Annotated in this window: 21 protein-coding genes; 9 read left to right on the forward strand and 12 right to left on the reverse strand. The window is 67.6% G+C overall.

Annotated elements, in window-relative coordinates:
- Positions 1 to 161 precede the first annotated feature (161 nt).
- The 7 genes from ppdK to AB4Y68_RS11175 form a co-directional block, all read right to left on the reverse strand.
- Positions 162 to 2,852, reverse strand: coding sequence for a pyruvate, phosphate dikinase (gene ppdK, locus AB4Y68_RS11145; protein ID WP_441455755.1), 2,691 nt, complete (start codon positions 2,850 to 2,852; stop codon positions 162 to 164).
- A gap of 292 nt (positions 2,853 to 3,144) precedes the next feature.
- Positions 3,145 to 5,349 carry a glycine--tRNA ligase subunit beta gene (glyS, locus tag AB4Y68_RS11150; protein WP_441455756.1) on the reverse strand — a complete coding sequence of 735 codons (2,205 nt, stop codon included), beginning with the start codon at positions 5,347 to 5,349 and terminating at the stop codon, positions 3,145 to 3,147.
- Complete coding sequence (locus AB4Y68_RS11155; protein WP_441455758.1) at positions 5,349 to 5,729, reverse strand: hypothetical protein; 381 nt, start codon at positions 5,727 to 5,729, stop codon at positions 5,349 to 5,351. The genes glyS and AB4Y68_RS11155 overlap by 1 nt, the downstream gene beginning before the upstream one ends.
- On the reverse strand, positions 5,726 to 6,613 hold the full coding sequence (locus AB4Y68_RS11160) for a glycine--tRNA ligase subunit alpha (RefSeq protein WP_441455759.1): 888 nt from the start codon (positions 6,611 to 6,613) through the stop codon (positions 5,726 to 5,728). Before AB4Y68_RS11160 ends, AB4Y68_RS11155 begins: the two co-directional genes overlap by 4 nt.
- Positions 6,614 to 6,807: 194 nt before the next feature.
- Positions 6,808 to 7,671, reverse strand: a complete 864-nt coding sequence (locus tag AB4Y68_RS11165; RefSeq protein WP_441455760.1) for a 4-(cytidine 5'-diphospho)-2-C-methyl-D-erythritol kinase — start codon at positions 7,669 to 7,671, stop codon at positions 6,808 to 6,810.
- A gap of 4 nt (positions 7,672 to 7,675) precedes the next feature.
- Positions 7,676 to 9,565 (reverse strand): tetratricopeptide repeat protein, encoded by a 1,890-nt coding sequence (locus tag AB4Y68_RS11170; protein WP_441455761.1) that lies wholly within the window; start codon positions 9,563 to 9,565, stop codon positions 7,676 to 7,678.
- Between the two features lie 54 nt (positions 9,566 to 9,619).
- Positions 9,620 to 11,272, reverse strand: coding sequence for an electron transfer flavoprotein-ubiquinone oxidoreductase (locus AB4Y68_RS11175; protein ID WP_441455865.1), 1,653 nt, complete (start codon positions 11,270 to 11,272; stop codon positions 9,620 to 9,622).
- Positions 11,273 to 11,463: 191 nt separating this feature from the next.
- Between AB4Y68_RS11175 and AB4Y68_RS11180 the strand changes: the two genes are divergently transcribed.
- On the forward strand, positions 11,464 to 12,276 hold the full coding sequence (locus AB4Y68_RS11180) for a uracil-DNA glycosylase (RefSeq protein WP_441455763.1): 813 nt from the start codon (positions 11,464 to 11,466) through the stop codon (positions 12,274 to 12,276).
- 93 nt (positions 12,277 to 12,369) lie between these two features.
- Positions 12,370 to 14,097 (forward strand): lytic transglycosylase domain-containing protein, encoded by a 1,728-nt coding sequence (locus AB4Y68_RS11185; RefSeq protein WP_441455764.1) that lies wholly within the window; start codon positions 12,370 to 12,372, stop codon positions 14,095 to 14,097.
- 190 nt (positions 14,098 to 14,287) lie between these two features.
- Here AB4Y68_RS11185 and AB4Y68_RS11190 read toward each other — a convergent pair whose 3' ends face one another.
- Entirely contained in the window at positions 14,288 to 14,944 is a 657-nt protein-coding gene (locus tag AB4Y68_RS11190; protein ID WP_441455765.1) for a glutathione S-transferase family protein, read from the reverse strand.
- 30 nt (positions 14,945 to 14,974) lie between these two features.
- Positions 14,975 to 15,295: a DMT family transporter gene (locus AB4Y68_RS11195; RefSeq protein WP_441455766.1), complete on the reverse strand. Its 321-nt coding sequence runs from the start codon at positions 15,293 to 15,295 to the stop codon at positions 14,975 to 14,977.
- Positions 15,296 to 15,501: 206 nt separating this feature from the next.
- Here AB4Y68_RS11195 and purB point away from each other — a divergent pair, with 206 nt between their 5' ends.
- The 3 genes from purB (at position 15,502) to AB4Y68_RS11210 (ending at position 18,082) form a co-directional block, all read left to right on the forward strand.
- On the forward strand, positions 15,502 to 16,803 hold the full coding sequence (purB, locus tag AB4Y68_RS11200; protein ID WP_441455767.1) for an adenylosuccinate lyase: 1,302 nt from the start codon (positions 15,502 to 15,504) through the stop codon (positions 16,801 to 16,803).
- Positions 16,804 to 16,828: 25 nt separating this feature from the next.
- Complete coding sequence (locus tag AB4Y68_RS11205) at positions 16,829 to 17,323, forward strand: DNA-deoxyinosine glycosylase (protein WP_441455768.1); 495 nt, start codon at positions 16,829 to 16,831, stop codon at positions 17,321 to 17,323.
- Between the two features lie 129 nt (positions 17,324 to 17,452).
- The gene (locus AB4Y68_RS11210; protein ID WP_441455769.1) at positions 17,453 to 18,082 is read left to right on the forward strand and encodes a fasciclin domain-containing protein; all 630 of its coding nucleotides are present in this window, start codon (positions 17,453 to 17,455) and stop codon (positions 18,080 to 18,082) included.
- A gap of 75 nt (positions 18,083 to 18,157) precedes the next feature.
- Here the strand turns inward: AB4Y68_RS11210 and AB4Y68_RS11215 are convergent, their stop codons facing one another.
- Positions 18,158 to 18,313 (reverse strand): IPTL-CTERM sorting domain-containing protein, encoded by a 156-nt coding sequence (locus AB4Y68_RS11215; protein WP_441455770.1) that lies wholly within the window; start codon positions 18,311 to 18,313, stop codon positions 18,158 to 18,160.
- 21 nt (positions 18,314 to 18,334) lie between these two features.
- A complete protein-coding gene (locus tag AB4Y68_RS11220) occupies positions 18,335 to 18,658 on the reverse strand; it encodes a DUF1476 domain-containing protein (protein WP_441455771.1) in 324 nt (107 codons plus the stop codon).
- A gap of 260 nt (positions 18,659 to 18,918) precedes the next feature.
- Here AB4Y68_RS11220 and purC point away from each other — a divergent pair, with 260 nt between their 5' ends.
- Entirely contained in the window at positions 18,919 to 19,677 is a 759-nt protein-coding gene (gene purC / locus AB4Y68_RS11225) for a phosphoribosylaminoimidazolesuccinocarboxamide synthase (protein WP_441455773.1), read from the forward strand.
- Positions 19,677 to 19,916 (forward strand): phosphoribosylformylglycinamidine synthase subunit PurS, encoded by a 240-nt coding sequence (gene purS / locus AB4Y68_RS11230; protein WP_441455775.1) that lies wholly within the window; start codon positions 19,677 to 19,679, stop codon positions 19,914 to 19,916. The genes purC and purS overlap by 1 nt, the downstream gene beginning before the upstream one ends.
- Positions 19,917 to 20,073: 157 nt before the next feature.
- Here purS and AB4Y68_RS11235 read toward each other — a convergent pair whose 3' ends face one another.
- A complete protein-coding gene (locus AB4Y68_RS11235; RefSeq protein ID WP_441455777.1) occupies positions 20,074 to 21,243 on the reverse strand; it encodes a class I SAM-dependent methyltransferase in 1,170 nt (389 codons plus the stop codon).
- Between the two features lie 117 nt (positions 21,244 to 21,360).
- Between AB4Y68_RS11235 and AB4Y68_RS11240 the strand changes: the two genes are divergently transcribed.
- Both AB4Y68_RS11240 and AB4Y68_RS11245 read left to right on the forward strand, forming a co-directional pair.
- Complete coding sequence (locus tag AB4Y68_RS11240; protein WP_441455778.1) at positions 21,361 to 21,828, forward strand: YbhB/YbcL family Raf kinase inhibitor-like protein; 468 nt, start codon at positions 21,361 to 21,363, stop codon at positions 21,826 to 21,828.
- Positions 21,825 to 22,250: a hypothetical protein gene (locus tag AB4Y68_RS11245; protein WP_441455780.1), complete on the forward strand. Its 426-nt coding sequence runs from the start codon at positions 21,825 to 21,827 to the stop codon at positions 22,248 to 22,250. Before AB4Y68_RS11240 ends, AB4Y68_RS11245 begins: the two co-directional genes overlap by 4 nt.
- Positions 22,251 to 22,318 lie beyond the last annotated feature (68 nt).

The following is a 22,318-nucleotide window of genomic DNA, read 5'->3' on the forward strand; positions in this document are numbered from 1 at the left end:
CACGACCTTTATCCGGCACGAAAAAGGCGGCCCCGAAGGACCGCCCTTGCACGCTCAGACCTGAAACAGGCCCTAGAGCCTGATCGGTGGATCAGGCTCCAGGATTGATGCTGGAGCGAATATCTGGGTTCAGATGCGATCGCATCTGAACCGATTTCGCTCTAGCGGTCCTTCTCGCGCTCTTCGCCGGAACGGGCCGACAGCGCGGCCTGGGCCGCCGCCAGACGGGCGATCGGCACGCGGTAGGGCGAGCAGGAGACGTAGTCGAGGCCCACGCTCTCGCAGAAGGCGATGGAGGACGGGTCGCCGCCGTGTTCGCCGCAAATGCCCATCTTCATGTCCGGCTTGACCGCGCGACCGCGCTCGGCGGCGATGCGGATCAGGTCGCCCACGCCATCCTGGTCCAGACGGACGAAGGGATCGGTCTCGAAGATGCCCTTGTCCAGATAAGCCTGCAGGAAGTGGCCGGAGTCGTCGCGGCTGATGCCGAAGGTCGTCTGGGTCAGATCGTTGGTGCCGAAGCTGAAGAACTCGGCGTATTCGGCCAGATCGGCGGCGCGAAGCGCCGCGCGCGGTAGTTCGATCATGGTGCCGACCAGATATTCGACGCTGTCGCCCGCATCCGCGAACACAGCCCTGGCCGTGCGGTCGGTCAGTTCGCGCAGGTATTTCATCTCCAGACCCAGGGCGACCAGCGGGTGCATGATCTCCGGGATCGGGGCGACGCCGGTCGCCTTCTTCACCTCCAGCGCCGCCTCGAGGATGGCGCGGACCTGCATCTCGTAGATCTCGGGATAGGCGACGCCCAGGCGGCAGCCGCGGTGGCCGAGCATGGGGTTGGTCTCGTGCAGCTCACGCGCGCGCCGCTTCAGCTTGGCGGCGTCCAGACCCGAACCGGCGGCCAGGGCGTCGATGTCGGCGTCCGTGTGCGGGATGAACTCGTGCAGCGGCGGGTCCAGCAGGCGGATCGTCACCGGCAGGCCGGCCATGATGGTGAACAGGTCGGCGAAGTCGGCCTTCTGGAAGGGCGCGATCTTGGCCAGGGCGATGCGGCGGCCCTGTTCGTCGTCGGCCAGGATCATCTCGCGCACGGCGGCGATGCGGGCCTCGTCGAAGAACATGTGCTCGGTGCGCGACAGGCCGATGCCCTCGGCGCCGAAGCCGCGCGCGGTCTTGGCGTCCAGCGGGGTCTCGGCGTTGGCGCGGACCTTCAGGCGACGCACGCCGTCGGCCCAGGCCATCAGCGTCTGGAAGTCGCCCGTCAGTTCCGGCTCGATCATGGCCACGGCGCCGTCCAGCACCTCGCCCTTGCCGCCGTCGATGGTGATGATCTCGCCGGCCTTGAAGGTGCGGCCGCGCGCGGTGAAGGTCCCGGCCTTCTCGTTGATCGAGATTTCGCCGGCGCCCGAGACGCAGGGACGCCCCATGCCGCGCGCCACCACGGCCGCGTGGCTGGTCATGCCGCCGCGCGCCGTGACGATGCCGCGCGCCGCGTGCATCCCGTGGATGTCCTCAGGCGAGGTTTCCTCGCGCACCAGGATGACGGCGTCGCCGACCTGCGACAGGCGCTCGGCCTCGTCGGCGTCAAAGACGATCTTGCCGGTGGCCGCGCCGGGCGAGGCCGGCAGGCCCGCCGCCACGACGGTGCGGGCGGCGTTGGGGTCCAGGGTCGGGTGCAGCAGTTGGTCCAGGGCAGCGGGTTCGACCCGCGACACGGCCTCTTCCTGCGAGATCACGCCTTCCGAGGCCAAATCGACGGCGATCTTCAGCGCCGACTTGGCGGTGCGCTTGCCGTTGCGAGTCTGCAGCATCCACAGACGGCCCTGCTCGACCGTGAACTCGATGTCCTGCATGTCGCGATAGTGGCTTTCCAGCCGCCCGACCACGTCGACGAACTCGGCGAAGACGACCGGCATGGCCTCTTCCATCGAGGAGGCGGTCTCGCCCATTTCCTCGCGACCGGCCTTGGTCAGGGACTGCGGCGTGCGGATGCCCGCGACCACGTCTTCGCCCTGGGCGTTGATCAGGAACTCGCCGTAAAGCTTGGCTTCACCGGTCGAGGGGTTGCGGGTGAAGGCGACGCCGGTGGCGCTGGTCTCGCCCATGTTGCCGAACACCATCGACTGGATGTTGACGGCGGTTCCCCAGCTTTCGGGGATGTCGTGCATGCGGCGATAGAATTTCGCGCGGTCGTTCATCCAGCTGGCGAAGACGGCCGAGACGGCGCCCCACAGCTGGTCATGCGGGTCCTGCGGGAAGGGTTGCCCCAGTTCGCGCTCGACCAGAATCTTGTAGTCGCCGACGACCTTTTCCCAGTCGGCGGCGGTCAGGGCCGTGTCGATCGAGACGCCCAGACGATCCCTGTGGTCGTCCAGAACCTCCTCGAACTGATCATGGCCGATGCCCAGAACCACGTTGGAATACATGGTGATGAAGCGGCGGTAGGAGTCGAAGGCGAAGCGGCGGTCGCCCGACAGCTTGGCCAGCCCCTCGACCGTCTGGTCGTTCAGGCCCAGGTTCAGCACCGTGTCCATCATGCCCGGCATCGAGGCCCGGGCGCCCGAGCGCACCGAGACCAGCAGGGGGTTGGACGCATCGCCGAAGGTCTTGCCGACAATGCCCTCGACGGTCTTCAGACCGGCCGCGGCCTGCGCGGCCAGCTCGGCCGGATAGGTTTCGCCGTTGGAGTAATAGTGGACGCAGGCTTCCGTCGTGATGGTGAAGCCGGGCGGCACCGGAAGGCCGAGGGACGACATCTCGGCCAGGTTCGCACCCTTGCCGCCGAGAAGGTTCTTCATCGACGCATCGCCGTCAGCGGATCCGCCGCCAAAGCCGTACACCCACTTGGTCATCTTGCAGTCCCTGAGCCGTGGTCTTGCCGCGCGGGTGCTTTGAGTCCCGCTTAAGGTGGCCCTGACTAGCGTGCTGCAGGCGCGAAGGCGAGGCCGCGGGTGTAACAATGCGTGTGAGGATGTGTCGTTTCACACCCCTGCCCTTCTCCCCTTGCGGGAGAAGGTGGCCCGTCAGGGCCGGATGAGGGGTCTCTCGACGCAAAAAGGGGCCGCAAGACTTTGACGTCCCGCAACCCCTCATCCGTCTGGCTGCGCCAGCCACCTTCTCCCGCAAGGGGAGAAGGGTCAGAGTTTAGCCCGCGATCTGCCCGAAGTCCGCCACCCGGCCCATGACGCCGCGCACCTGACCCAGCAGCTTCAGGCGGTTCTCACGCTCCTCGGCCACATCGGAGTTGACCATGACGCCGGTGAAGAAGGCGTCGACCGGGCCGCGCAAGAGCGCCAGCGCCGTCATGGCGGCGGCGAAGTCTTCGGTCTCCAGGGCTGCGTCCACGGCGGTCGCGGCGGCGGCGGCGGCGAAGGCCAGGGCGGTTTCTTCCGCCGGCTGGTTGGCCAGGCCGGTGGCGACGGCGCCCTCGGGCAGCGGCCCCTTCTTCTCCTCGGCCTTGAGGATGTTCGACGCCCGCTTGTAGCCGGCCAGCAGATTGGCCCCGTCGTCCGTGGCGAGGAAGGCGGCCAGCGCCTCCACCCGACGCACGATCCGCACCAGATCGTCGTCGCCCAGAGCAAAGACGGCAGCCACGAGATCGTGACGCTGGCCTTGGTCACGCAGCAGGACGGTCAGGCGGTCGGCGAAGAAGGAGAGCAGTTCGGCGCTAGTCGCCGGGGGATACATCCCCGCTTCTAAGCGGCGATTAAACTCAATGATCGTATTTTGGATATGACCGTCGAGACTCAGAATGGATTCAAAACCAGCCCGCTGAATCTGTTTAACGGTCTGCTCCCCCAAGGTATCGCCTGCCCAGCGGAGCATAGAAATCAGTGCGCGCACGTAGCCTCGAGCGAATGGCTCGGACAACGACATCCGAACCCCGTTCTCCAGCACCAGCCGGATCACGCCCAGCGCGGCGCGGCGCAGGGCGTAGGGATCGCGCGAGCCGGTAGGTTTTTCGTCGATGGCGAAGAAGCCGACCAGGGTGTCCAGCTTCTCGGCGATGGCGACGGCGACGGTGACCGGGGCGGTCGGGACCGTGTCGCCCGGACCCTGCGGCTTGTAGTGGTCGCGCACGGCGTCGGCGACGGCGTCGGGATAGCCGGCCAGACGGGCGTAGTAGCCGCCCATGATCCCCTGCAGTTCCGGGAATTCGCTCACCATCCCCGAGGCCAGATCGGCCTTGGAAATGCGCGCAGCCTCGAAAGCCTGTTCCGGCTCAATATCGAAGCCTTGGTCCTTCATGACTTGGGCGATCTCGCGCGCCAGCACCGCAATGCGCTCGACCCGCTCGGCCAGCGTGCCGAGCTTGGCGTGGAAGGTCACGCCCTTCAGCTTGTCGTTCCAGGCGTCGAAGCCGACCTTTTGGTCCTCGTCCCAGAAAAAGCGGGCGTCGTTCAGGCGGGCCGACAGGACGCGGCTGTTGCCGGCGGACAGGGCCTTGCCGCCGTCGGTGGCCTCGATATTGGAGACCACGAGGAAGTTCGGGGCGAGACCGTCTTTCGACGGATCGCGCACGGCGAAATACTTCTGGTGCACCTTCATCGACAGGCGGACCACTTCGGGCGGCAGGGACAGGAACTGCGGGTCCATGTCGCCCAGGATCGGCGTCGGCCATTCGGCCAGACCCGCCACCTCGTCCAGCAGGCCGTCGTCATCGACCAGAGCCAGACCGCGCGCGGCGCAGGCGGCCTTGGCGGCGTCCAGTATGCGCAGCTTGCGGTCGGCCACGTCCAGCAGGACGAAGTCGCGTTCCAGCTTAGCGCGATAGTCGGGGAAGTCCTTGACCGCGAACGGCTTGCCGCTGCCGAGGAAACGATGGCCCTCGGTCACATCGCCTGAGTGGATGCCGTCGATCTCGAACGGGACCACCGCCCCGTCGAACAGGGCGATGATACGCTTGATCGGGCGCACCCAGCGCAGGGTTCCCGTGCCCCAGCGCATCGACTTGGGCCAGGGGAAGCTGCGGACGATCTGATCGACGGCCTCGGCGAAGACCTCGGTCGTCTGGCGGCCCTTGCTGCTGATCTCGGCGAACCAGACGCCGTCGCGCTCGACCAGTTGGTCCTGCGTCAGGCCGGTCTTGCGCAGGAAGCCTTCCAGCGCCTGAGCGGGTGCCGAAGTCTTGGGTCCCTTGACCTCTTCGTTGCGGTCTTCGGCGGCGGTCGGCAAGCCGTCGATCACCAGCGTCAGACGGCGCGGCCCAGCAAAGGCGTTCAGCGCGTCCCAGGTCAGGCCCGCCGCCTTCAGACGCTCGGAGACCATGCGTTCCAGGTCGCGCGCGGCGCCCTGCTGCATGCGGGCGGGGATTTCTTCGGAGAAGATTTCGAGGAGAAGCTGGGGCATCAGGCGGCGGACTCTTCGGTCGTGGCGGCAGACCGCATCAGGGTTAGGGCGATGTCCCGCAGGGCCAGGGGCGCGTCAGCCGCGCTCGGCTCGCCGCTGAAAGAGATGTTCAGCAGGAAGGTCTGCGGCGTCAGGAAGGCGTTCTGCAGGATGCCGAACCATTCCTCGCTGACCACGACCACGCCGCGCCAGCCGCCCGGCTGCGCCGTCAGGTGGCTGCTCAGATCATTGGCGTGACGCACGATGCGAACCTCGGCCCACGACTCCTGACCTTCGATTTCCACGCGGCCGCTGGAGAAGAGCGAGATCGGCTCGCCGGGGTGCTGTTCCAGATTGGTGTCGGCCAGATCGAAGGAGAGGATTCCAGAGACGGAGGTCATGCGGTCGCCCGTTCGTGTTCGACTTGAGCGAGAGCGCAGGCTTTGCACAGGTCGCGGATGCGGCCGATGTAGCTCTGGCGTTCGGCGACGGCGATGGCGCCGCGGGCGTCCATCAGGTTGAACAGGTGCGAGGCTTTCAGCACCTGGTCATAGGCGGGCAGGACCAGCGGCTGGCCCTGCGGACCCTTCATGGTCAGGAAGTGCGCGGCCTCGCGCTCCATGTCCTCGAAGCGGCGCTTCAGCGCGGCGACGTCATAGCCGTGGAAGTTTGCTTCACTCTGTTGGCGCTCGTTCTCGAGGAAGACCTCGCCGTAGGTCAGGCCTTCCTTGTTGAACTTCAGGTCATAGACGTTGTCGACGCCCTGAACATACATGGCCAGACGCTCCAGCCCGTAGGTCAGCTCGCCCGAGACCACGTCGACCTCGATGCCGCCGACGCCCTGGAAATAGGTGAACTGCGTCACCTCCATGCCGTCGCACCAGACCTCCCAGCCCAGGCCCCAGGCGCCGACGGTCGGGTTCTCCCAGTCGTCCTCGACGAAGCGGATGTCGTGCAGCTTGGGGTCGATGCCGATGGCGGCCAGCGAGCCGAGATAAAGCTCCTGCAGGTTGTCCGGGTTCGGCTTCAGGACGACCTGATACTGGTAATAGTGCTGCAGCCGGTTGGGGTTCTCGCCATAGCGGCCGTCGCCGGGACGGCGCGACGGCTGGACATAGGCGGCCTTCCACGGCTTGGGGCCGAGCGCGCGCAGCACCGTGGCCGGGTGCAGGGTGCCGGCGCCGACCTCGATGTCATAGGGCTGCAGAATGGCGCAGCCCTGGTCGCCCCAATATTTATGCAGGGTCAGGATCAGGTCTTGAAAGGCGAGTGGTTCGGTCGTCACGGCGGCTCGTTTCGCAGCGCAAAATTTGAGCGCGGACCCTAGAGGGCGGCGCAGTCGAGTTCAACCGGAGGCGAGCCCTCCATTCCGTCATCCCGGCCAAGCGGCGCAGCCGCGCAGAGCCGGGACCGCAACAGACGCCGCCGCTTCCTGCGGTCCCGGATAAGCGCTGTGCGCTTTCCGGGATGACGAAAAAGCTAGCCGCCAGCGAGGACGCACGACCGCACCCACCAGCCGGGGCGTTGCAGCGCGCCCGCGGCCGCTTCAGCCGCCGCCGCATCGTCAAACAATCCAAACACCGTCGCGCCCGAACCCGACATCCGCGTCAGGCGGCAACCGGGCGCAGCGCGCATGGCCGTCAACGCCTCGCCTATGCCCGGCGTGACGCGCAGGGCGGACGCCTCCAGATCGTTGCGCAGCGCCCCCAGCCAGTCGATCACGGCGACGGGCGACCAGTCGGCGGGGGCTTCCGGGCAGTCCGCCCCGCCTTGGGGCGCATCGTCATAAGCCTGGTAAACAGCCCCCGTCGGCGACGGCAGGCCGGGGTTCAGCAGCACGGCGTGCAGCGGCGGCAGGCGCGGCTCGTCGGTCAGGGCGTCTCCCCTGCCCGTCGCCCAGGCCGGGCGCGCGCGCAGGCACATCGGCCCGTCCGCCCCCACCTCGCCCGCGACGCTTTCCAGCGCCGCCTCGTCCAGATCGAGGTCCAGCAAGCGCGCCGCCAGCCGGATGGCCGTGCCCGCATCGGCCGAACCGCCGCCCAGACCCGCCGCGATCGGCAACTGCTTGTCCAGCGTCACGGCGACCAGGGGCGCGCCGATCCCGGCGGCGTCGCCCAGCGCGCGAAGCCCCTTGAGGATCAGATTTTCGCCCTCGCCCGCCAGAGCCCCGCCGAACGGGCCGGTCACGCTCAGCGACAGGCGTTCGGCGCGCGTCACGCTCACGACGTCGCCCACGTCGGCGAAGGCGACCAGACTGGCGAGCGGGTGATAGCCGTCGGCCGCCACGCACCCGACATGCAGGAAGAGGTTGATCTTGGCGGGCGCGAGCCCGGTCAGCGTCACGACGTCAGCTCTCCGCGCCCGTCCCTGCGCCGACGCCCGCGCCCTTGTCGCCGGTCGGTTCCTGGCCCAGCTTGTCGCGCAGCTTGGCTTCGACCTCGGCCTTGCGTTCCGCATCGACGTCCAGGGTCAGGACGCGGTTCCACTGGAAACCCGCCTCGCGCTGGCGGCCCACGGCCCAGTAGGCGTCGCCGAGGTGGTCGTTGATCTCGGCGTTGGCAGGCTCCTTGGCCACCGCCCGCTCCAGCGTATCGACCGCCGCCTCGAACTGGCCCTGGCGATACTGGGCCCAGCCGAGCGAATCCTGGATGTTGCCGTCCGACGGATCGGCGGCGAAGGCGCGGGCGATCATCGCCGCCCCCTGCTCGACCCGCGTACCGTTGTCGACCCACAGATAGCCGAGGTAGTTCAGCACCGTCGGACTATTGGGTTGCTGCTGCAGGGCGACCCACAGTTCGGCCTCGGCCTCGGGCTTGCGGTTCAGCGCCTCATAGGCGGCGCCGCGCAGGAAATGGACCTCGAACCCCTGATCGGCGGCGTTCAGCAAGGGGCCGTTCAGCAGGGCCAGCGCCTCCTCGTACCGCTTCATCTGCACCAGTTGGCCGGCCAGCATATAGGCGATGGTCGCCTCGTTCGGGCGGGCGGCGGCGGCGCGTTTCAGTTCGGCCAACGCGGCCTCGGACTGGTCGTCCTTTTCCAGACTGAGGCCGCTCTGCACCCGGGCGGCGGCGTAGAGCTCGGGATCCTTCTCGGTGACCTGCGACAGGGCGGCGCGGGCCGCCGGCTCCAGCCCGGCCTGCTGCAAGGTCTGGCCGATCATCAGCCGGGTCTGGTCGTCGGGGTTCAGGTTCAGGGCCAGACGCAGATAGACCACGCCGAACTCCAGCGCGCCCTGGGCGACGGCCTGATCGGCGGCGGTCTTCAGCGCCAGGGCCGCGCCCTGACGCCAGGTCGGGGCGGCCGGCGGACGTCCCTTGGCCAGGACGCGTTCGCGCGCCCGACGCGTGGCGCGATCGGTCGCGCCAGCGGTGATGGCGGCGTCATATTGGGCCAGAGCCAGGTCGCGCTTGCCCCGCCGTTCCAGGAACTCGCCATAGGGCAGCCGGAACAGGGACGAAGCGATGGCGTGGCTGGTCAGGTCGCGCCATTCGGCGTCGGCCTCATCGTAGCGACGACGAAGCTCCAGCAGCTGGGCGCGGTTGCCGCGCGCCACCAGGGTGCTGATCGGATCCAGCGTCGTCGGCGGCGCGGCCAGGGCCCGGTCCCAGTCGCCGGCGGCGGCCGCGACCCAGACCTGGACATAGAGGCCGGCGCGGTCATGCGGCGCGCCGATGGGCGCGGCCTTGAACAGGGCGTTCGCACGGCGGGCGTCGCCGCCGACGAAGGTCTGAACCGCCGAGACCAGACGTCCGGCCTGGACGATGACGGGCGAGACCCCCTCGCCTTCCGGCGCGATCCGGCCCGCGACGTCGAGGTCGCCGGCCAGAAGGGCGGCGGTGAAGGCCTGTTCGCGCACGCGCGGCTGTTCAGGCGTCAGGGCCTCGACCCGCGCCAGATAGGCGGCGCCCGCCGCGCTCTCGCCGCTAACCAGGGCGTTGCGGCCCGCCAGATAGAGGCCATAGGCGCTGTGCTGCGCCGCGTCGGTCGGGATCGGCGCCCAGACCGGAGGAATCGGCGCGACCGTCGGTTCGGCGGCTTCTTCGGTCGTTTCATCGGCCGGGACGTCGACGTCCGGTTCCGGCGTCGGTTCCGGCTCGGCTGCCGGCGCGGGCTGGGCCGGCGCGTCCTGAGCCGGCGGCGTCTTGGGCGCCTCCTGGGCCAGGGACGGCGCGGCGAAGCCCAACGCGATCAGCGAGGCGGCGGCGAACAGGGCGGAACGGCGGAAGGCGAAGCGCATGAACCGACCCTTCACGCTTTCCCTTCCGCCCGCAAGAGGCGGAAACGCCTCGACTTACATGTTCGGATAGTTGGGGCCGCCGCCGCCCTCCGGCGTGGTCCAGACGATGTTCTGCGACGGGTCCTTGATGTCGCAGGTTTTGCAGTGGACGCAGTTCTGGGCGTTGATCTGGAAACGCGGGTTCGACTGGCCGTCCGCGTCGTACAGCACCTCATAGACGCCCGCCGGGCAGTAGAGCCGCGCCGGTTCGCCGTACTGGGGCAGGTTGACGTTGATCGGCACGGACGGGTCCAGCAGTTTCAGGTGGGCCGGCTGGTCCTCGGCGTGGTTGGTGTTCGAGATGAAGACGCTGGACAGCTTGTCGAACGACAGCTTGCCGTCCGGTTTGGGATAGACGATCGGCTTGAAGTCCTTGGCCAGACCGGTCGAGGCCGCGTCGGTCTTGGCGTGCCTCATCGTGCCGAAGACCGAGAAGCCCCCCGTCAGGTGGTTGATCCACAGGTCGAACATGCCGACCGCCCCGCCCATCATGGTGCCCAGCTTGGACAGCAGGGGCTTGGCGTTGCGGACGACCTTCAGTTCCTTGTAGACCCAGGACGCCTTGTAGGCCGCCTCATAGGCCTCCAGCACGTCGCCCTCGCGGCCCGCGATGACAGCCTCATAGGCGGCGTCGGCGGCCAGCATGCCGGTCTTCATGGCGTTGTGGCTGCCCTTGATGCGGGGCACGTTCACGAAGCCCGCCGAGCAGCCGATCAGGGCGCCGCCGGGGAAGGCCAGCTTGGGCACCGACTGGAAGCCGCCCTCGGTGATGGCGCGGGCGCCATAGGAGACGCGGGTGCCGCCCTCCAGATGCTCGGCGATGGCGGGGTGATGCTTGAACTGCTGGAACTCGTCGAACGGCGACAGGAAGGGGTTCTGATAGTTCAGGTGCACCACGAACCCGACCGACACGTAGCGGTCGCCGAAGTGGTACAGGAAGGAGCCGCCGCCGGTCTTGTCGTCCAGCGGCCAGCCGGTCGTGTGCTGGACCAGGCCCGGCTGGTGCTTCTCGGCCGGGACCTGCCACAGCTCCTTCAGGCCGATGCCGAACTTCTGCGGGTCCGAGTTCGCCGTCAGGTCGTGGCGGGCCATGATGGTCTTGGCCAGCGAGCCGCGCACGCCCTCGGCGATGAAGACGTACTTGCCGTGCAGTTCCAGACCCGGCTGGAAGTCGCCGGTCGGCTTGCCCTCGCGGTCGATGCCGAAGACGCCGGCAACCACGCCCTTGACCCGCCCCGTCTCTTCTTCCCAGACGACGTGGCTGGCGGCCATGCCGGGATAGACCTCGACGCCCAGGGCCTCGGCCTGCTCGGCCAGCCAGCGGGCGACATTGCCCAGGGAGGCGATGTAGCAGCCGTGGTTGTGCATGAAGGGCGGCATGGCGAACATCGGCAGCGAGGCCTGCCCCTGCGGGCCGAGCACCAGGAACTTGTCCGTCTTGACCAGGGTCTCCAGCGGCGCGCCGCGTTCCTTCCAGTCGGGGAACAGCTCGTTCAGCGCCTTGGGGTCGATCACGGCGCCCGACAGGATATGGCCGCCGATCTCGGCCGACTTTTCCAGAACGGCGACGGAAATCTCTTTCCCGTCCTTCTCGGCGCGCTGCTTCAGGCGGATGGCGGCGGACAGGCCGGCAGGGCCGCCGCCGACGATGACGACGTCATATTCCATGACCTCGCGCACGACGCCGGCCAGGGCCTCCAGCGGCGGCAGCTTGTCGATAACGGCTTCCTGCCAGGCGTTCGTCGCGCCGCCTTCGATCGCTTGCTCGCCCATGATCCCCTGAATCCTCGTTATCTTCGTGGTTATCCGTCTTATCGTGAGGTGACGCGGCGGCGGTCAAGGCTTATCCCTGTCGCGGAATGACGCCCCAGCCCCTCGACACCGCCGCGACCGAAGCCCTGCTCGCCTTCTGGCGCGATGCGGGGGTGGACGCCTGCTATCTGGACGCGCCGGTCGATCGCACGGTCTTCGTGGCGCCGCCCGTGGCCCAGACGGTGCAGCGGGCGACCGCGTCGATCACCGCCATCCATGGCGCTCTGTCCGGCGCGGACGCAGTGAACGAGGCGCGCCGTCTGGCTGCGGCCGCGACGACGATGGACGAATTGGCCGACGCCGTGGCCGCCTTCGAGGGCTGCCCGTTAAGGGCCATGGGCGCGAAACAGGCGGTGTTCGCGCGCGGCAATCCGAGCGGCTCCATCCTGCTGATCGGCGAGGCGCCGGGCGAGACCGAGGACCTGCGCGGCGAGCCCTTCGTCGGACAGGCCGGGCAGTTGATGGACCGGATGCTGGCGGCGGCGGGTCTGGCGGATCAGGCCTTCATGACCAACACCGTCTTCTGGAAGCCGCCCGGCAATCGCCTGCCCACGCCGCATGAACAGGCCGTTTGCGCCCCCTTCCTGGAGCGCGCCTTCGCCCTGATGCAGCCCAAGGCCGTTCTGCTGGTCGGGGCGGCGGCGGCGAAATCGGTGCTGAACACCGACGAAGGCCTGATGAAAATTCGCGGCCAGTGGCGCGAATGGTGCCTGGCCGAAGGCGGGGTTTCGGCCCCCGTTCTCGCCACCCTGCACCCCGCCTTCCTGCTGCGACAGCCGCAGGCGAAACGGGTCGCCTGGGCCGACATGCTGTCGCTGGCGGCGCGTCTGGATACGGCTCAGGTTGAGCCCAACCGCTGATTCAGGCATGGTCGGCGGCTGTCGACCAGTCCACAGAGCGCTGACAATCCCGAGTCGAGACGGGAGCGGCGCCGACGAAGGGGGCCGCCGCGTATGTACCTTTTCCGCCGCGCGAGCCTCGCGCCTCTGCTCGCCGCTGCGCTCTGCGCCACGGTTGCGCCCGCCGCTCTGGCTAATGACGGGCGGGCGGCTGACGGAGGGGCTGACAGCGGCGGGACCGCCTATATCGCCAACGACTCGGATCGGACGCCCACGGCGCTGAGCAGCGAAGATCGCCTCAGCTACACCACCGCCTTCGACGCCCTGCGGCGCGGCGATCTGGAGCTGGCCCGCACCTCGGCGCGTCAGGCTCGCGACCGCGTCCTGCTGGGTCAGGTCGAGTTCGAACGCCTGTTCCACCCCACCCACGTCGCCACCTATGAAGAGCTGACGGCCTGGCTCGAAACCTATGCCGACCTGCCCATGGCCCAGCGTGTCTATACGCTGGCGATGCGCCGCATTCCCGACGGCGCGCCCGAGCCGAAACGCCCCGGCAACCTGCTGGAGCGGACCTGGGCCAGCGTGACGGGGGCCAGCGTGACGGGGGCCGCCTCGAACGACGGCGGCGTGATCGATCCGGCCAAGGCCGCGCGCGTGGCGCTGAACAACGACGACCTCGCGGGCGCCTATCGCACCGGCGTCGAGATGGGCGACTGGTGGAGCGCCGGTCTGGCCGCCTGGCGGCTGCACGAATTTTCCAACGCCTTCCGCGCCTTCGAGCGCGTGAGCCAGGACCCGACCGAGGATCCCTGGGTGCGCGCCGGCGCCGCCTTCTGGACTGCCCGCGCCGCCGGTCAGTCGGGCCGTCAGGACCGCGTCGTCGAATATCTGCGCCAGGCGGCGCGCTGGCCCGCCACCTTCTACGGCCAGGTCGCCCTGCGCCAGTTGGGCGAAGAACCGGTGATCGAGAACCTGGGGCCGCGCGCCTATACGGCGACGCTGCAACGCGCCGGCTTCACGCCCGAGCCGACGGGCGTGGAGACGCGCGAACTGAACGCCTTCATCCAGACCGACGAGACGGCGCGCCGCACGGTGGCCCTGTACGAGGTCGGCCGCCGCAGCGACGCCGAACAGGCCGCGCGCGACGGCATGCGGTCCGCCGGCGACGACGGCGCGCGCCGCCTGTGGGCCGGTCTTTACCGCACCGTCGCTCCCAACCGCGCGGCCCAGGCCGAGGCCAGCCGCATCGACGCGACCCGCTATCCCATGCCGGAGCTCTCGCCCGAGGGCGGCTTCACCGTCGAAAAGGCGCTGGTCTATGCGATCGCGCGCAAGGAAACCGACTTCAACGCCAGCGCCCGGTCCGGGGCCGGCGCCTATGGCATGATGCAGGTGATGCCGGCGACCGCCGCCTACATGACCGGGGATCAGGGCTACGTCCGCAATCCCGAGCGGCTGTTCACGCCCGCGACCAACCTGAAGCTGGGTCAGGACTACGTGAACCGCCTGTTCCAGATCGAGTCCTTCCAGGGCGATCTGCTGAAGGCCGTGGCCTCCTACAACGCCGGACCGGGACCGATGCTGGCGGCGATCCGCAAGCTGGGGCCGGACGCCGATCCCCTGCTGCTGATCGAGACGATCGACGTGCCCCAGGCCCGCGAATACGTAGAGAAGGTCGTGGCGGCCTACTGGATCTATCAGCGGATGCTGGGCGCGCCGCTGAACACGCTGGACGCCGTGGCGTCAGGCGCCAAGGCCGTGCCGATCCGCCTGGACTATGTCGCGCCGCCGCCCGTCCCTCTGCAGGTGGCCGAGGCCACGACGGTCGGCGGTACGCGTTAGGTCGTCAGACCACGCTGGACAGCAGCATGGCCCAGACGAAGGCGAAGGCCAGGGCCGCGAAGAAATAACTGCGCGCCGTCCGGCCCCAGTTCGTATTCCGGCTGATTGTCCGCATCGCCCGTCCCCCACGGCCTCCCGCCGTGAGTACAGCCTGCAACATCACTCGTTAATCGTCGGTTTTCGGCCGAGGTTAAGCCGCGTTAGCCACGGCGTCCTCGCCCCAGGCGATGAAGTCGGGCTGAGCCAGCAGGGCGTCGACATAGGCGCGCGCCACGCCGTCCGTGTCGCCATGGGCCGCCAGGTCGATCTGGAAATGACGGAAGCGCGCCGCCACCGGCGTGAAGAAGGCGTCGGCGATCGACCATTCGCCATAGAGGTATTCCCCGTCGGCACCGAACCGGGCGCGCGCCTCGCGGAAGATCTGCACCAGACGGCGGATGTCGGCGGCGACCGCCTCGCTGGTCGGGGCCGGGCAGCGGTCAGGACCGACCATGGAATGATCGGGCGCCATGCCGCATTCGGTGCGCAAGGCCATGAAGCCCGAATGCATCTCGCAGACTACCGACCGGGCCTGCCAGCGCGCATGGGCGTCGGCGGGCCACAGCCGGGCCTCGGGGAAGCGTTCGGCGCACCAGACCGAGATCGACAGGCTGTCCCAGATGGTCTCGCCGTCGACCTTCAGCACCGGCACGCGACCGGCGGGGGAATGACGGGCGATCTGTTCGGCGGTGTCGGGCCGGTTCAGGCGCACCACCGTCTCGACGAAGTCCGCGCCGCAGCGCTTCAGCACCAGCCACGGCCGCAAGGACCATGTGGAATAGAGCTTGTCGCCGATCACCAGTTCCATGGCCGTTTTTCCCTGTCAGGCTGTCGCCTATCAATGGCTGGACGCGAGCTTCAGCACAACCAGGCCCGAGACGATCAGCGCCACCCCGCCGATGCGCATGGGCGTCAGCGCCTCGCCCAGCACCATGACGCCGACGACGAAGGCGCCCACCGCGCCGATGCCGGTCCAAATGGCGTAGGCCGTGCCCAGCGGCAGGGTCTTCATCGCCATCGACAACAGGCCGAAGCTGACGACCATGAAGGCGATGGTTCCGATGGTCGGCCAGGGCTTGGTGAACCCGTCCGAGGCCTTCATCAGAAAGGCCCAGACAACCTCGAGGCCGCCGGCGAGAAGAAGGAAAATCCAGGCCATGACGGTGCTCCCTTGCATGGCGAGCCGGGTCGTCCCGGCGGTCATGCCCCAGAAGGGAGAGGTCGTCCTCTGAAGCCGCCTATCTGGGACAGGGCGGGTGGAAGTCAAGGCCGACCCTCCTTTCACCTTGCGGGAGAAGGATTCGTGAAGCTGGAAAGTCCTAGCCGCCTTGACTCCCTGCCCCTCTGGACCGACACGACCGGTCCATGATCACGCGCTATACCCGCCCCGACGCCGTCGCCATCTGGTCGCAAGAGACCAAGTACAAGATCTGGTTCGAGATCGAGGCCCACGCCGCCACCAAGATGGCCGAGTTGGGGGTGATCCCGCAGGACGCCGCCGACGCCATCTGGGCCAAGGGCAAGGACGTGGTCTTCGACGCGGACCGCATCGACGAGATCGAGCGCACCACCAAGCACGACGTCATCGCCTTCCTGACCCATGTGTCGGAAATCGTCGGCGAGGAAGCCCGCTTCCTGCACCAGGGCATGACCTCATCGGACGTGCTGGACACCTGTTTCGCGGTGCAGCTGGCGCGCTCGACCGACCTGCTGCTGGGCGGCGTCGACCGCGTTCTGGCCGCGCTGGAAGTCCGCGCCAAGGAACACAAATACACCCCGACCGTCGGCCGTTCGCACGGCATCCACGCCGAGCCCGTGACCTTTGGCCTGAAGCTGGCCGGCTATCACGCCGAGTTCCAGCGCGCCAAACGCCGCCTGATCACGGCGCGCGAGGAAATCGCCACCTGCGCCATCTCGGGCGCCGTCGGCACCTTCGCCAACGTCGATCCGGCGGTTGAACAATACGTCGCCGACAAGATGGGTCTGGCCGTCGAGCCCGTCTCGACCCAGGTCATCCCCCGCGACCGTCACGCCGCCTATTTCGCCGCCCTGGGCGTCGTCGCCTCGTCGATCGAGCGCCTGGCCGTCGAAATCCGTCACCTGCAGCGCACCGAGGTGCTGGAAGCCGAAGAATTCTTCGACAAGGGCCAAAAAGGCTCGTCGGCCATGCCGCACAAGCGCAACCCGATCCTGACCGAGAACCTGACCGGCCTGGCTCGTCTGGTCCGCTCGGCTGTGGTCCCGGCCATGGAAAACGTCGCCCTGTGGCACGAGCGCGACATCAGCCACTCCTCGGTCGAGCGCGGCATCGGCCCCGACGCCACGGTCCACCTGGACTTCGCCCTGCACCGTCTGGCGGGCGTGATCGAGCGCCTGAACATCTATCCCGAGAACATGCAGAAGAACATCGACCGCCTGGGCGGTCTGGTGCATTCGCAGCGGGTCATGCTGGCCCTGACGCAGGCTGGCGTGTCGCGTGAGGACGCCTATGCGGCGGTTCAGGAGAACGCCATGAAGGTCTGGCGCGGCGAAGGCGCCTTCCTCGACTTCCTCAAGGCCGACGCCCGCGTCACCCTGCCCGCCGACCAACTAGAAGCCCTGTTCGACCTCGACTATCACACCAAGAACGTGGACGTGGTGTTCAAGCGGGTCTTCGGCGAGGGCTGAACCTACTGAGCGAAGGCGCGTGATCATGCGAAAGCGCGCCTTCGATCCCGTCGTCGATGCGAACACCCGGCTGTTGATCCTCGGCAGCCTGCCCGGCGAAGCGTCATTGGCCGCCGGTCAGTATTACGCCCATCCGAGAAACGCCTTCTGGCGGCTGCTGGGCAATCTTCTGGATCAGCCGGACCTGCATGAGCGCGCTTACGCCGACCGTCTGGCGGCGCTCAGGGCGCGGGGCGTCGGCTTGTGGGACACGGTGGCCGAGGCCGAGCGGATCGGCAGCCTGGATACGGCCATTCGCCTGCCTATCCACGCCGACCTGCCCCGCCTGGCCGCCGCCCTGCCCGATCTGCGCGCCATCGCCTTCAACGGCGGCAAGGCGGCGCAGTTGGGACGCCGCATTCTGGCGGGGTCGGCGATCACGGCCGCCCTGGTCGACCTGCCCTCCTCCAGCCCCGCCCATGCGCGCCCGTTCGAGGAAAAACGCCGGCAATGGTCGGCGCTTGCGCGCTTTCTGTCCTGAACGGTCGGGACCGGTCGATCACGGGCCGCGCCGGATAATTTGAAGTAGGACGCATCCTTTTGCGGTCCTGAACCGTAGTTCTCCCCGAAGCCGCCGCCCCATGAGCGGCTGTCGATGGAGAGAGACGCCATGAAGATGACCCGTACCGCCACCCTCGTCACCGTGTCCGCCGCCGCCCTGCTGGCGCTGGCCGCCTGCAACAACCAGCCTAAGAAGGAACAGGCGCCGGTCGAAGCCATGCCCCCGGAACCGACGGCGATGGAGCCGGCCTCAACCGAACCCATGGTCGGCGGCGTGGCCATGAGCCCGACGGAAACCATCGTCGCCAACGCCTCCAAGGCCCCGAACCTGAGCACCCTGGTCAGCGCTCTCAAGGCCGCAGGCCTGACCGGCACCCTGGAAGGCGCCGGCCCCTTCACCGTCTTCGCGCCGGACAACGCCGCCTTCGACAAGATCCCGGCAGCTACGCGCGACAACCTGATGAAGCCGGCTGAAAAGGCGGCCCTGACCAAGATCCTGACCTATCACGTCGTGCCCGGCCGTCTGACCGCCGCCGATATCGCCGCCGAGGCCCAGAAGGGCGGCGGCACGGCCACCCTGACCACCGTCGAGGGTGAGAAGCTGATGGTCAAGGACGCCGGCGGCGGCAGGTGGGAGATCACCGACGCCAAGGGCGGGAAAGCGACCATCACCCAGGCCGACGTCGGCCAGTCGAACGGCGTGGTCCACGTCATCGACACGGTGCTGATGCCGAAGTAGCCGTATCCGCGTCGCTCAATGCAAAAGGCCGCTGCCGGAGAACGGCAGCGGCCTTGTTTCTTGCTGATCCGAAGATCAGACCGCCGTCGCGCGGAACCGGCGCGAGGCGAAGACGCCGCCGCCGATCAGCAGCAGGCCCGTCAGACCCCACAGTGTCCATTCACTCGTGGTAGGCACGGCGGTGGGGGCGGCGAACTGCCAATGCGTTGATTGAACGAGAAGCTCAGCCAAGGACGCTTCTCGTTCGAAGGCTTACTCGCCGGCGCGGATCTGTTCGCGGGCGATCGAGGCCAGTTCGTCCATCTTGGAGCGCAGCTCGCCTTCGGACACGGTCAGGCCCGAGCCCTTGAAGTCGCCGGCGACCTTGCGGAAAACGTCTTCCTCGCCCGGCTGCTCGAAATCGGCGCGGACCACGGCCTGCGCGTATTGGTCGGCGCTGTCCGGCGACAGGCCCATCTTCTCGGCCGCCCACAGGCCCAGCATCTTGTTGCGACGCGCGATGGCCTTGAACTCTTGTTCCTGATCGAGGGCGTATTTGGACTCGTAGCCCTTTTCCCGATCGTCGAAGGTCGTCATGCGGTCGTCACTCCAGTGGCGGACGAAGCGAGGTCCGCATGGCCCGTCTATAGCCCCCTTCCGTCCGAACGCAACCGGACTTGCGGTCGCGGTTCCGACGCCGCGTCGCGGGAGGATATTTGTGTCACAGACGCCCTTCGGTTAAAGGGCGTGCGATCTTATATACCGTCGTCGATTCAGGATCGCGCCGCCCATAGCCGTCGGGCCGCGCGTTTTTCGTCTTGAGGACAGTCTGTTTTCTTCCCTTCCGGGACACGACCATGAATTCCAAGCGCAAGAAGCTCTACGAGGGCAAGGCCAAGATCCTTTACGAGGGTCCCGAGCCGGGTACGCTGATCCAGTATTTCAAGGACGACGCGACCGCGTTCAACGCCCAGAAGAAGGCCGTGCTGGAAGGCAAGGGCGTGATCAACAACCGCATCAGCGAGTTCATCATGTCGCGCCTGAACGGCATCGGCGTGACCAACCACTTCATCAAGCGCCTGAACCTGCGCGAGCAACTGATCCGCGAAGTCGAGATCATTCCGCTGGAAGTCGTCTGCCGCAACATCGTCGCCGGCTCGCTGGCCACCCGCCTGGGCCAGGAAGAGGGCACGCCACTGCCCCGTTCGATCATCGAATTCTATTACAAGAAGGATGAATTGAACGACCCGATGGTGACGGAAGAGCACATCACGGCCTTCAACTGGGCCACGACCCAGGAACTGGACGACATCCTGGCCATGACGGTCCGCGTCAACGACTACCTGTGCGGCATGTTCGGCGCCGTCGGCATCACCCTGGTGGACTTCAAGATCGAGTTCGGCCGGGTGTGGGAAAACGACTTCGCCCGCGTCATCCTGGCCGACGAGATCAGCCCGGACTCCTGCCGCCTGTGGGACAGCAACACCGGCGAGAAGCTGGACAAGGACCGCTTCCGTCGCGACCTGGGCGACGTGATCGAAAGCTACACCGAGGTGGCCCGCCGCCTCGGCATCATGAAGGACATGCCGACCGTGATCCAAGGAGGACTGCACTAATGGCCAAGGTCAAGATTCACGTCTTCCTGAAACCCGGCGTGCTGGACGTTCAGGGCAAGGCCGTCGAAGGCGCCCTGCAGGGTCTGGGCTGGACTGGCGTCGCCAACGCCCGCGTCGGCAAGATGATCGAGTTCGACCTCGACGACAGCGTCGCCGACAAGGAAGCCGAGGTGAAGCGCATGTGCGACACCCTGCTGGCCAACACGGTCATCGAAAGCTACCGGATCGAAGTCGCCTGACGGCGAGAACACATCAGACGATCAAGGCCGCCCTTCGGGGCGGCCTTTTTTGTTTTCAACACGAAGTGGTGGAGGGACCAGCCCCTCGCAAATCAAGCCCCTCCGTCACGCCGGCTTCGCCCCCGCGCCACCTCCCCATTTCATGGGGAGGTGAAGCTCATTCGCAGAGATAATCCCGGCTCAGCGGCACTGCGGTCTGCTTCTTCGTCAGCTGCAGCTGGAAGACCATGTGCCCCAACTCACGGAAGGCGACTTCGCTGGAGGCGAGGTAGTATTCCCACATCCGGCAGAAGCGCTCGTCATACATGGTCAGCGCCTCGTCGCGGCGGGCGAGGAAACGGGCGCGCCAGTTCTTCAGCGTCTCGGCATAGTGCAGCCGCAGCACCTCCATGTCCGTCACCCACAGACCCGACCGCTCGATGGCCGGCAAGACCTCGGACAAGGGCGGGATATAGCCGCCGGGGAAGATGTATTTCCGAATCCACGGCTGGGTGCGCATCGGCGGATTCTTGCGTCCGATGGAGTGGATCACGGCCACGCCGTCGTCGTTCAGGAGACGGGCGACGGTCTGGAAATACTCGTCGTAGTTCGGCACGCCGACATGTTCGAACATGCCGACCGAAACGATGCGGTCGAAGGTCTGGTTCAGGTCACGATAGTCCTGAAGCCGGAACTCCGCCTGCGCCGACAGGCCACGCGCGGCGGCCCGATCATTGGCCGTGCGGTGCTGTTCAGTGGACAGGGTCACGCCCGTGACGCGCGCGCCGCGATCAGCCAGCGACAGGCCCAGTCCGCCCCAGCCGCAACCGATGTCCAGCGCCGTTTGCCCCGGCGACAACAGCAGCTTGTCGATCAGACGGCGCTTCTTGGCGACCTGGGCCTGCTCCAGCGTCGCATCCGGCGCTTCGAAGAAGGCGCAGGAGTATTGCAGGTCCTCGTCCAGAAACAGCCGATAGAAGTCGACCGTCAGGTCATAGTGATGATGCACGTTCTGACGCGCATGCCGCCGATCGTTGGCCTGTTCTGCGCCTCGGCGAATGCGCTCCAGCAGGCCCAGCTTCGGCACGCGGGGACGGAGCGCCATCTGCGAGGCGGCCAGTTGCAGGAAGTCGTAGATGTCGCCGCCTTCGACCCGAAAGGCGCCGTCCATGAAGGCCTCGCCCATCGCCAGGTCGGGATTGGCCGCAATGGCCAGCGCCGCCTTCCCGTCCGTGATCACCGCCGTGAGTTCGGGCTCGCCCGGTCCCGCCGTCAACTCGCGCCCGTCGGGTAGCCGCACCCGGATGGCGCGCGTGCGGAAGGTTCGGTCGAGAAGGGACTGCAGCATCCGGCTCTCCGCGCTTTGAACGTCGATGAAGCTTAGCTTAGGAACAGACTGTCGCAACGCAACGGTGTCAAACCCCGACCGTTCCGTTCACGGCCAAAGAACAAGGGAGCCCCGCTGATGACCTTCACCCTCACCTCCGCCGATTTTCGCGACGGCGACGTCCTGCCCGACGCCCAGGTGATGGCGCAGGGCAATACCTCGCCCCAGTTGTCCTGGTCCGGCGCGCCGGCCGGCACGAAAAGCTTCGCCATCACCTGTTTCGACCCGGACGCCCCGACCGGTTCGGGCTTCTGGCACTGGACGGTGGCGAATATTCCCGCCGACGTGACCGAACTGGCCGCGGGCGCCGATCTGCCCAGGGGCGCGGTTCAGGGCCGCACGGACTTTGGCGAGCCGGGCTTCGGCGGCGCCGCTCCGCCGCCGGGTCATGGGCCGCACCGCTATGTCTTCACTGTCTTCGCCGTGGACACGGACAGGCTGAACGTAAGCAACGCCGATTCCGGCGCCGTCTTCGGCTTCAACCTGCACTTCCACACCCTGGCCAAGGCCTCGATCACCGCCACCTACGAGAACACCGGCGGGTGACGCTCGCGCTCAAGGATCACGACCAGCGCTTGGCGGCGGTCCCTGACCTGTTCCGCCGCCTGATGGAGCAGCCGCTGCACCCGCTCACCCGCGCGCGGCTGCCGACCCGCGCCGCGGTCTATGTCTTTTATCACGGGGACGAGCCGATTCACGTCGGCAGCCCGCCGCATCTGGAGGAACGGCGGATGCTGGCGCCGTCGGTGCGGCTGTCGCTGGCGGCCAGGGTGCACCGACCGGTCGGCGGCGGCGTCCTCCGGATCAGCGTCAGCGAACCTCCGCCTCGCCACGGCCGCCGCGAGCCGATCGCGGCGCGCTGGCTGCCTCTGCCCGATGATCAGGACCGGTTGCTGCTGGAGCTTTACGCCGCCCAGACCCTGGGCCTGTCGATGTCGCACCCCAGGGTTCGTGCCAGCCTGGCCTGAACGGGGCCGCCGCCGCATACAAAGCGTGATGAGGCGCCCGGCCAAGGTTGCGCCTTGGGTCTCGCTCC

The organism is Brevundimonas sp. 2YAF1, assembly GCF_052114745.1.
GTDB lineage: Bacteria > Pseudomonadota > Alphaproteobacteria > Caulobacterales > Caulobacteraceae > Brevundimonas.

Coding starts and splice junctions, on each gene's coding strand:
- ppdK (WP_441455755.1), bottom strand. CDS start 2,852: ATGACCAAGTGGGTGTACGGCTTTGGCGGCGGATCCGCTGACGGCGAT.
- glyS (WP_441455756.1), bottom strand. CDS start 5,349: ATGCCCCAGCTTCTCCTCGAAATCTTCTCCGAAGAAATCCCCGCCCGC.
- AB4Y68_RS11155 (WP_441455758.1), bottom strand. CDS start 5,729: ATGACCTCCGTCTCTGGAATCCTCTCCTTCGATCTGGCCGACACCAAT.
- AB4Y68_RS11170 (WP_441455761.1), bottom strand. CDS start 9,565: ATGCGCTTCGCCTTCCGCCGTTCCGCCCTGTTCGCCGCCGCCTCGCTG.
- AB4Y68_RS11175 (WP_441455865.1), bottom strand. CDS start 11,272: ATGGAATATGACGTCGTCATCGTCGGCGGCGGCCCTGCCGGCCTGTCC.
- AB4Y68_RS11180 (WP_441455763.1), top strand. CDS start 11,464: ATGACGCCCCAGCCCCTCGACACCGCCGCGACCGAAGCCCTGCTCGCC.
- AB4Y68_RS11185 (WP_441455764.1), top strand. CDS start 12,370: ATGTACCTTTTCCGCCGCGCGAGCCTCGCGCCTCTGCTCGCCGCTGCG.
- AB4Y68_RS11190 (WP_441455765.1), bottom strand. CDS start 14,944: ATGGAACTGGTGATCGGCGACAAGCTCTATTCCACATGGTCCTTGCGG.
- AB4Y68_RS11195 (WP_441455766.1), bottom strand. CDS start 15,295: ATGGCCTGGATTTTCCTTCTTCTCGCCGGCGGCCTCGAGGTTGTCTGG.
- purB (WP_441455767.1), top strand. CDS start 15,502: ATGATCACGCGCTATACCCGCCCCGACGCCGTCGCCATCTGGTCGCAA.
- AB4Y68_RS11205 (WP_441455768.1), top strand. CDS start 16,829: ATGCGAAAGCGCGCCTTCGATCCCGTCGTCGATGCGAACACCCGGCTG.
- AB4Y68_RS11210 (WP_441455769.1), top strand. CDS start 17,453: ATGAAGATGACCCGTACCGCCACCCTCGTCACCGTGTCCGCCGCCGCC.
- AB4Y68_RS11220 (WP_441455771.1), bottom strand. CDS start 18,658: ATGACGACCTTCGACGATCGGGAAAAGGGCTACGAGTCCAAATACGCC.
- purC (WP_441455773.1), top strand. CDS start 18,919: ATGAATTCCAAGCGCAAGAAGCTCTACGAGGGCAAGGCCAAGATCCTT.
- purS (WP_441455775.1), top strand. CDS start 19,677: ATGGCCAAGGTCAAGATTCACGTCTTCCTGAAACCCGGCGTGCTGGAC.
- AB4Y68_RS11235 (WP_441455777.1), bottom strand. CDS start 21,243: ATGCTGCAGTCCCTTCTCGACCGAACCTTCCGCACGCGCGCCATCCGG.
- AB4Y68_RS11240 (WP_441455778.1), top strand. CDS start 21,361: ATGACCTTCACCCTCACCTCCGCCGATTTTCGCGACGGCGACGTCCTG.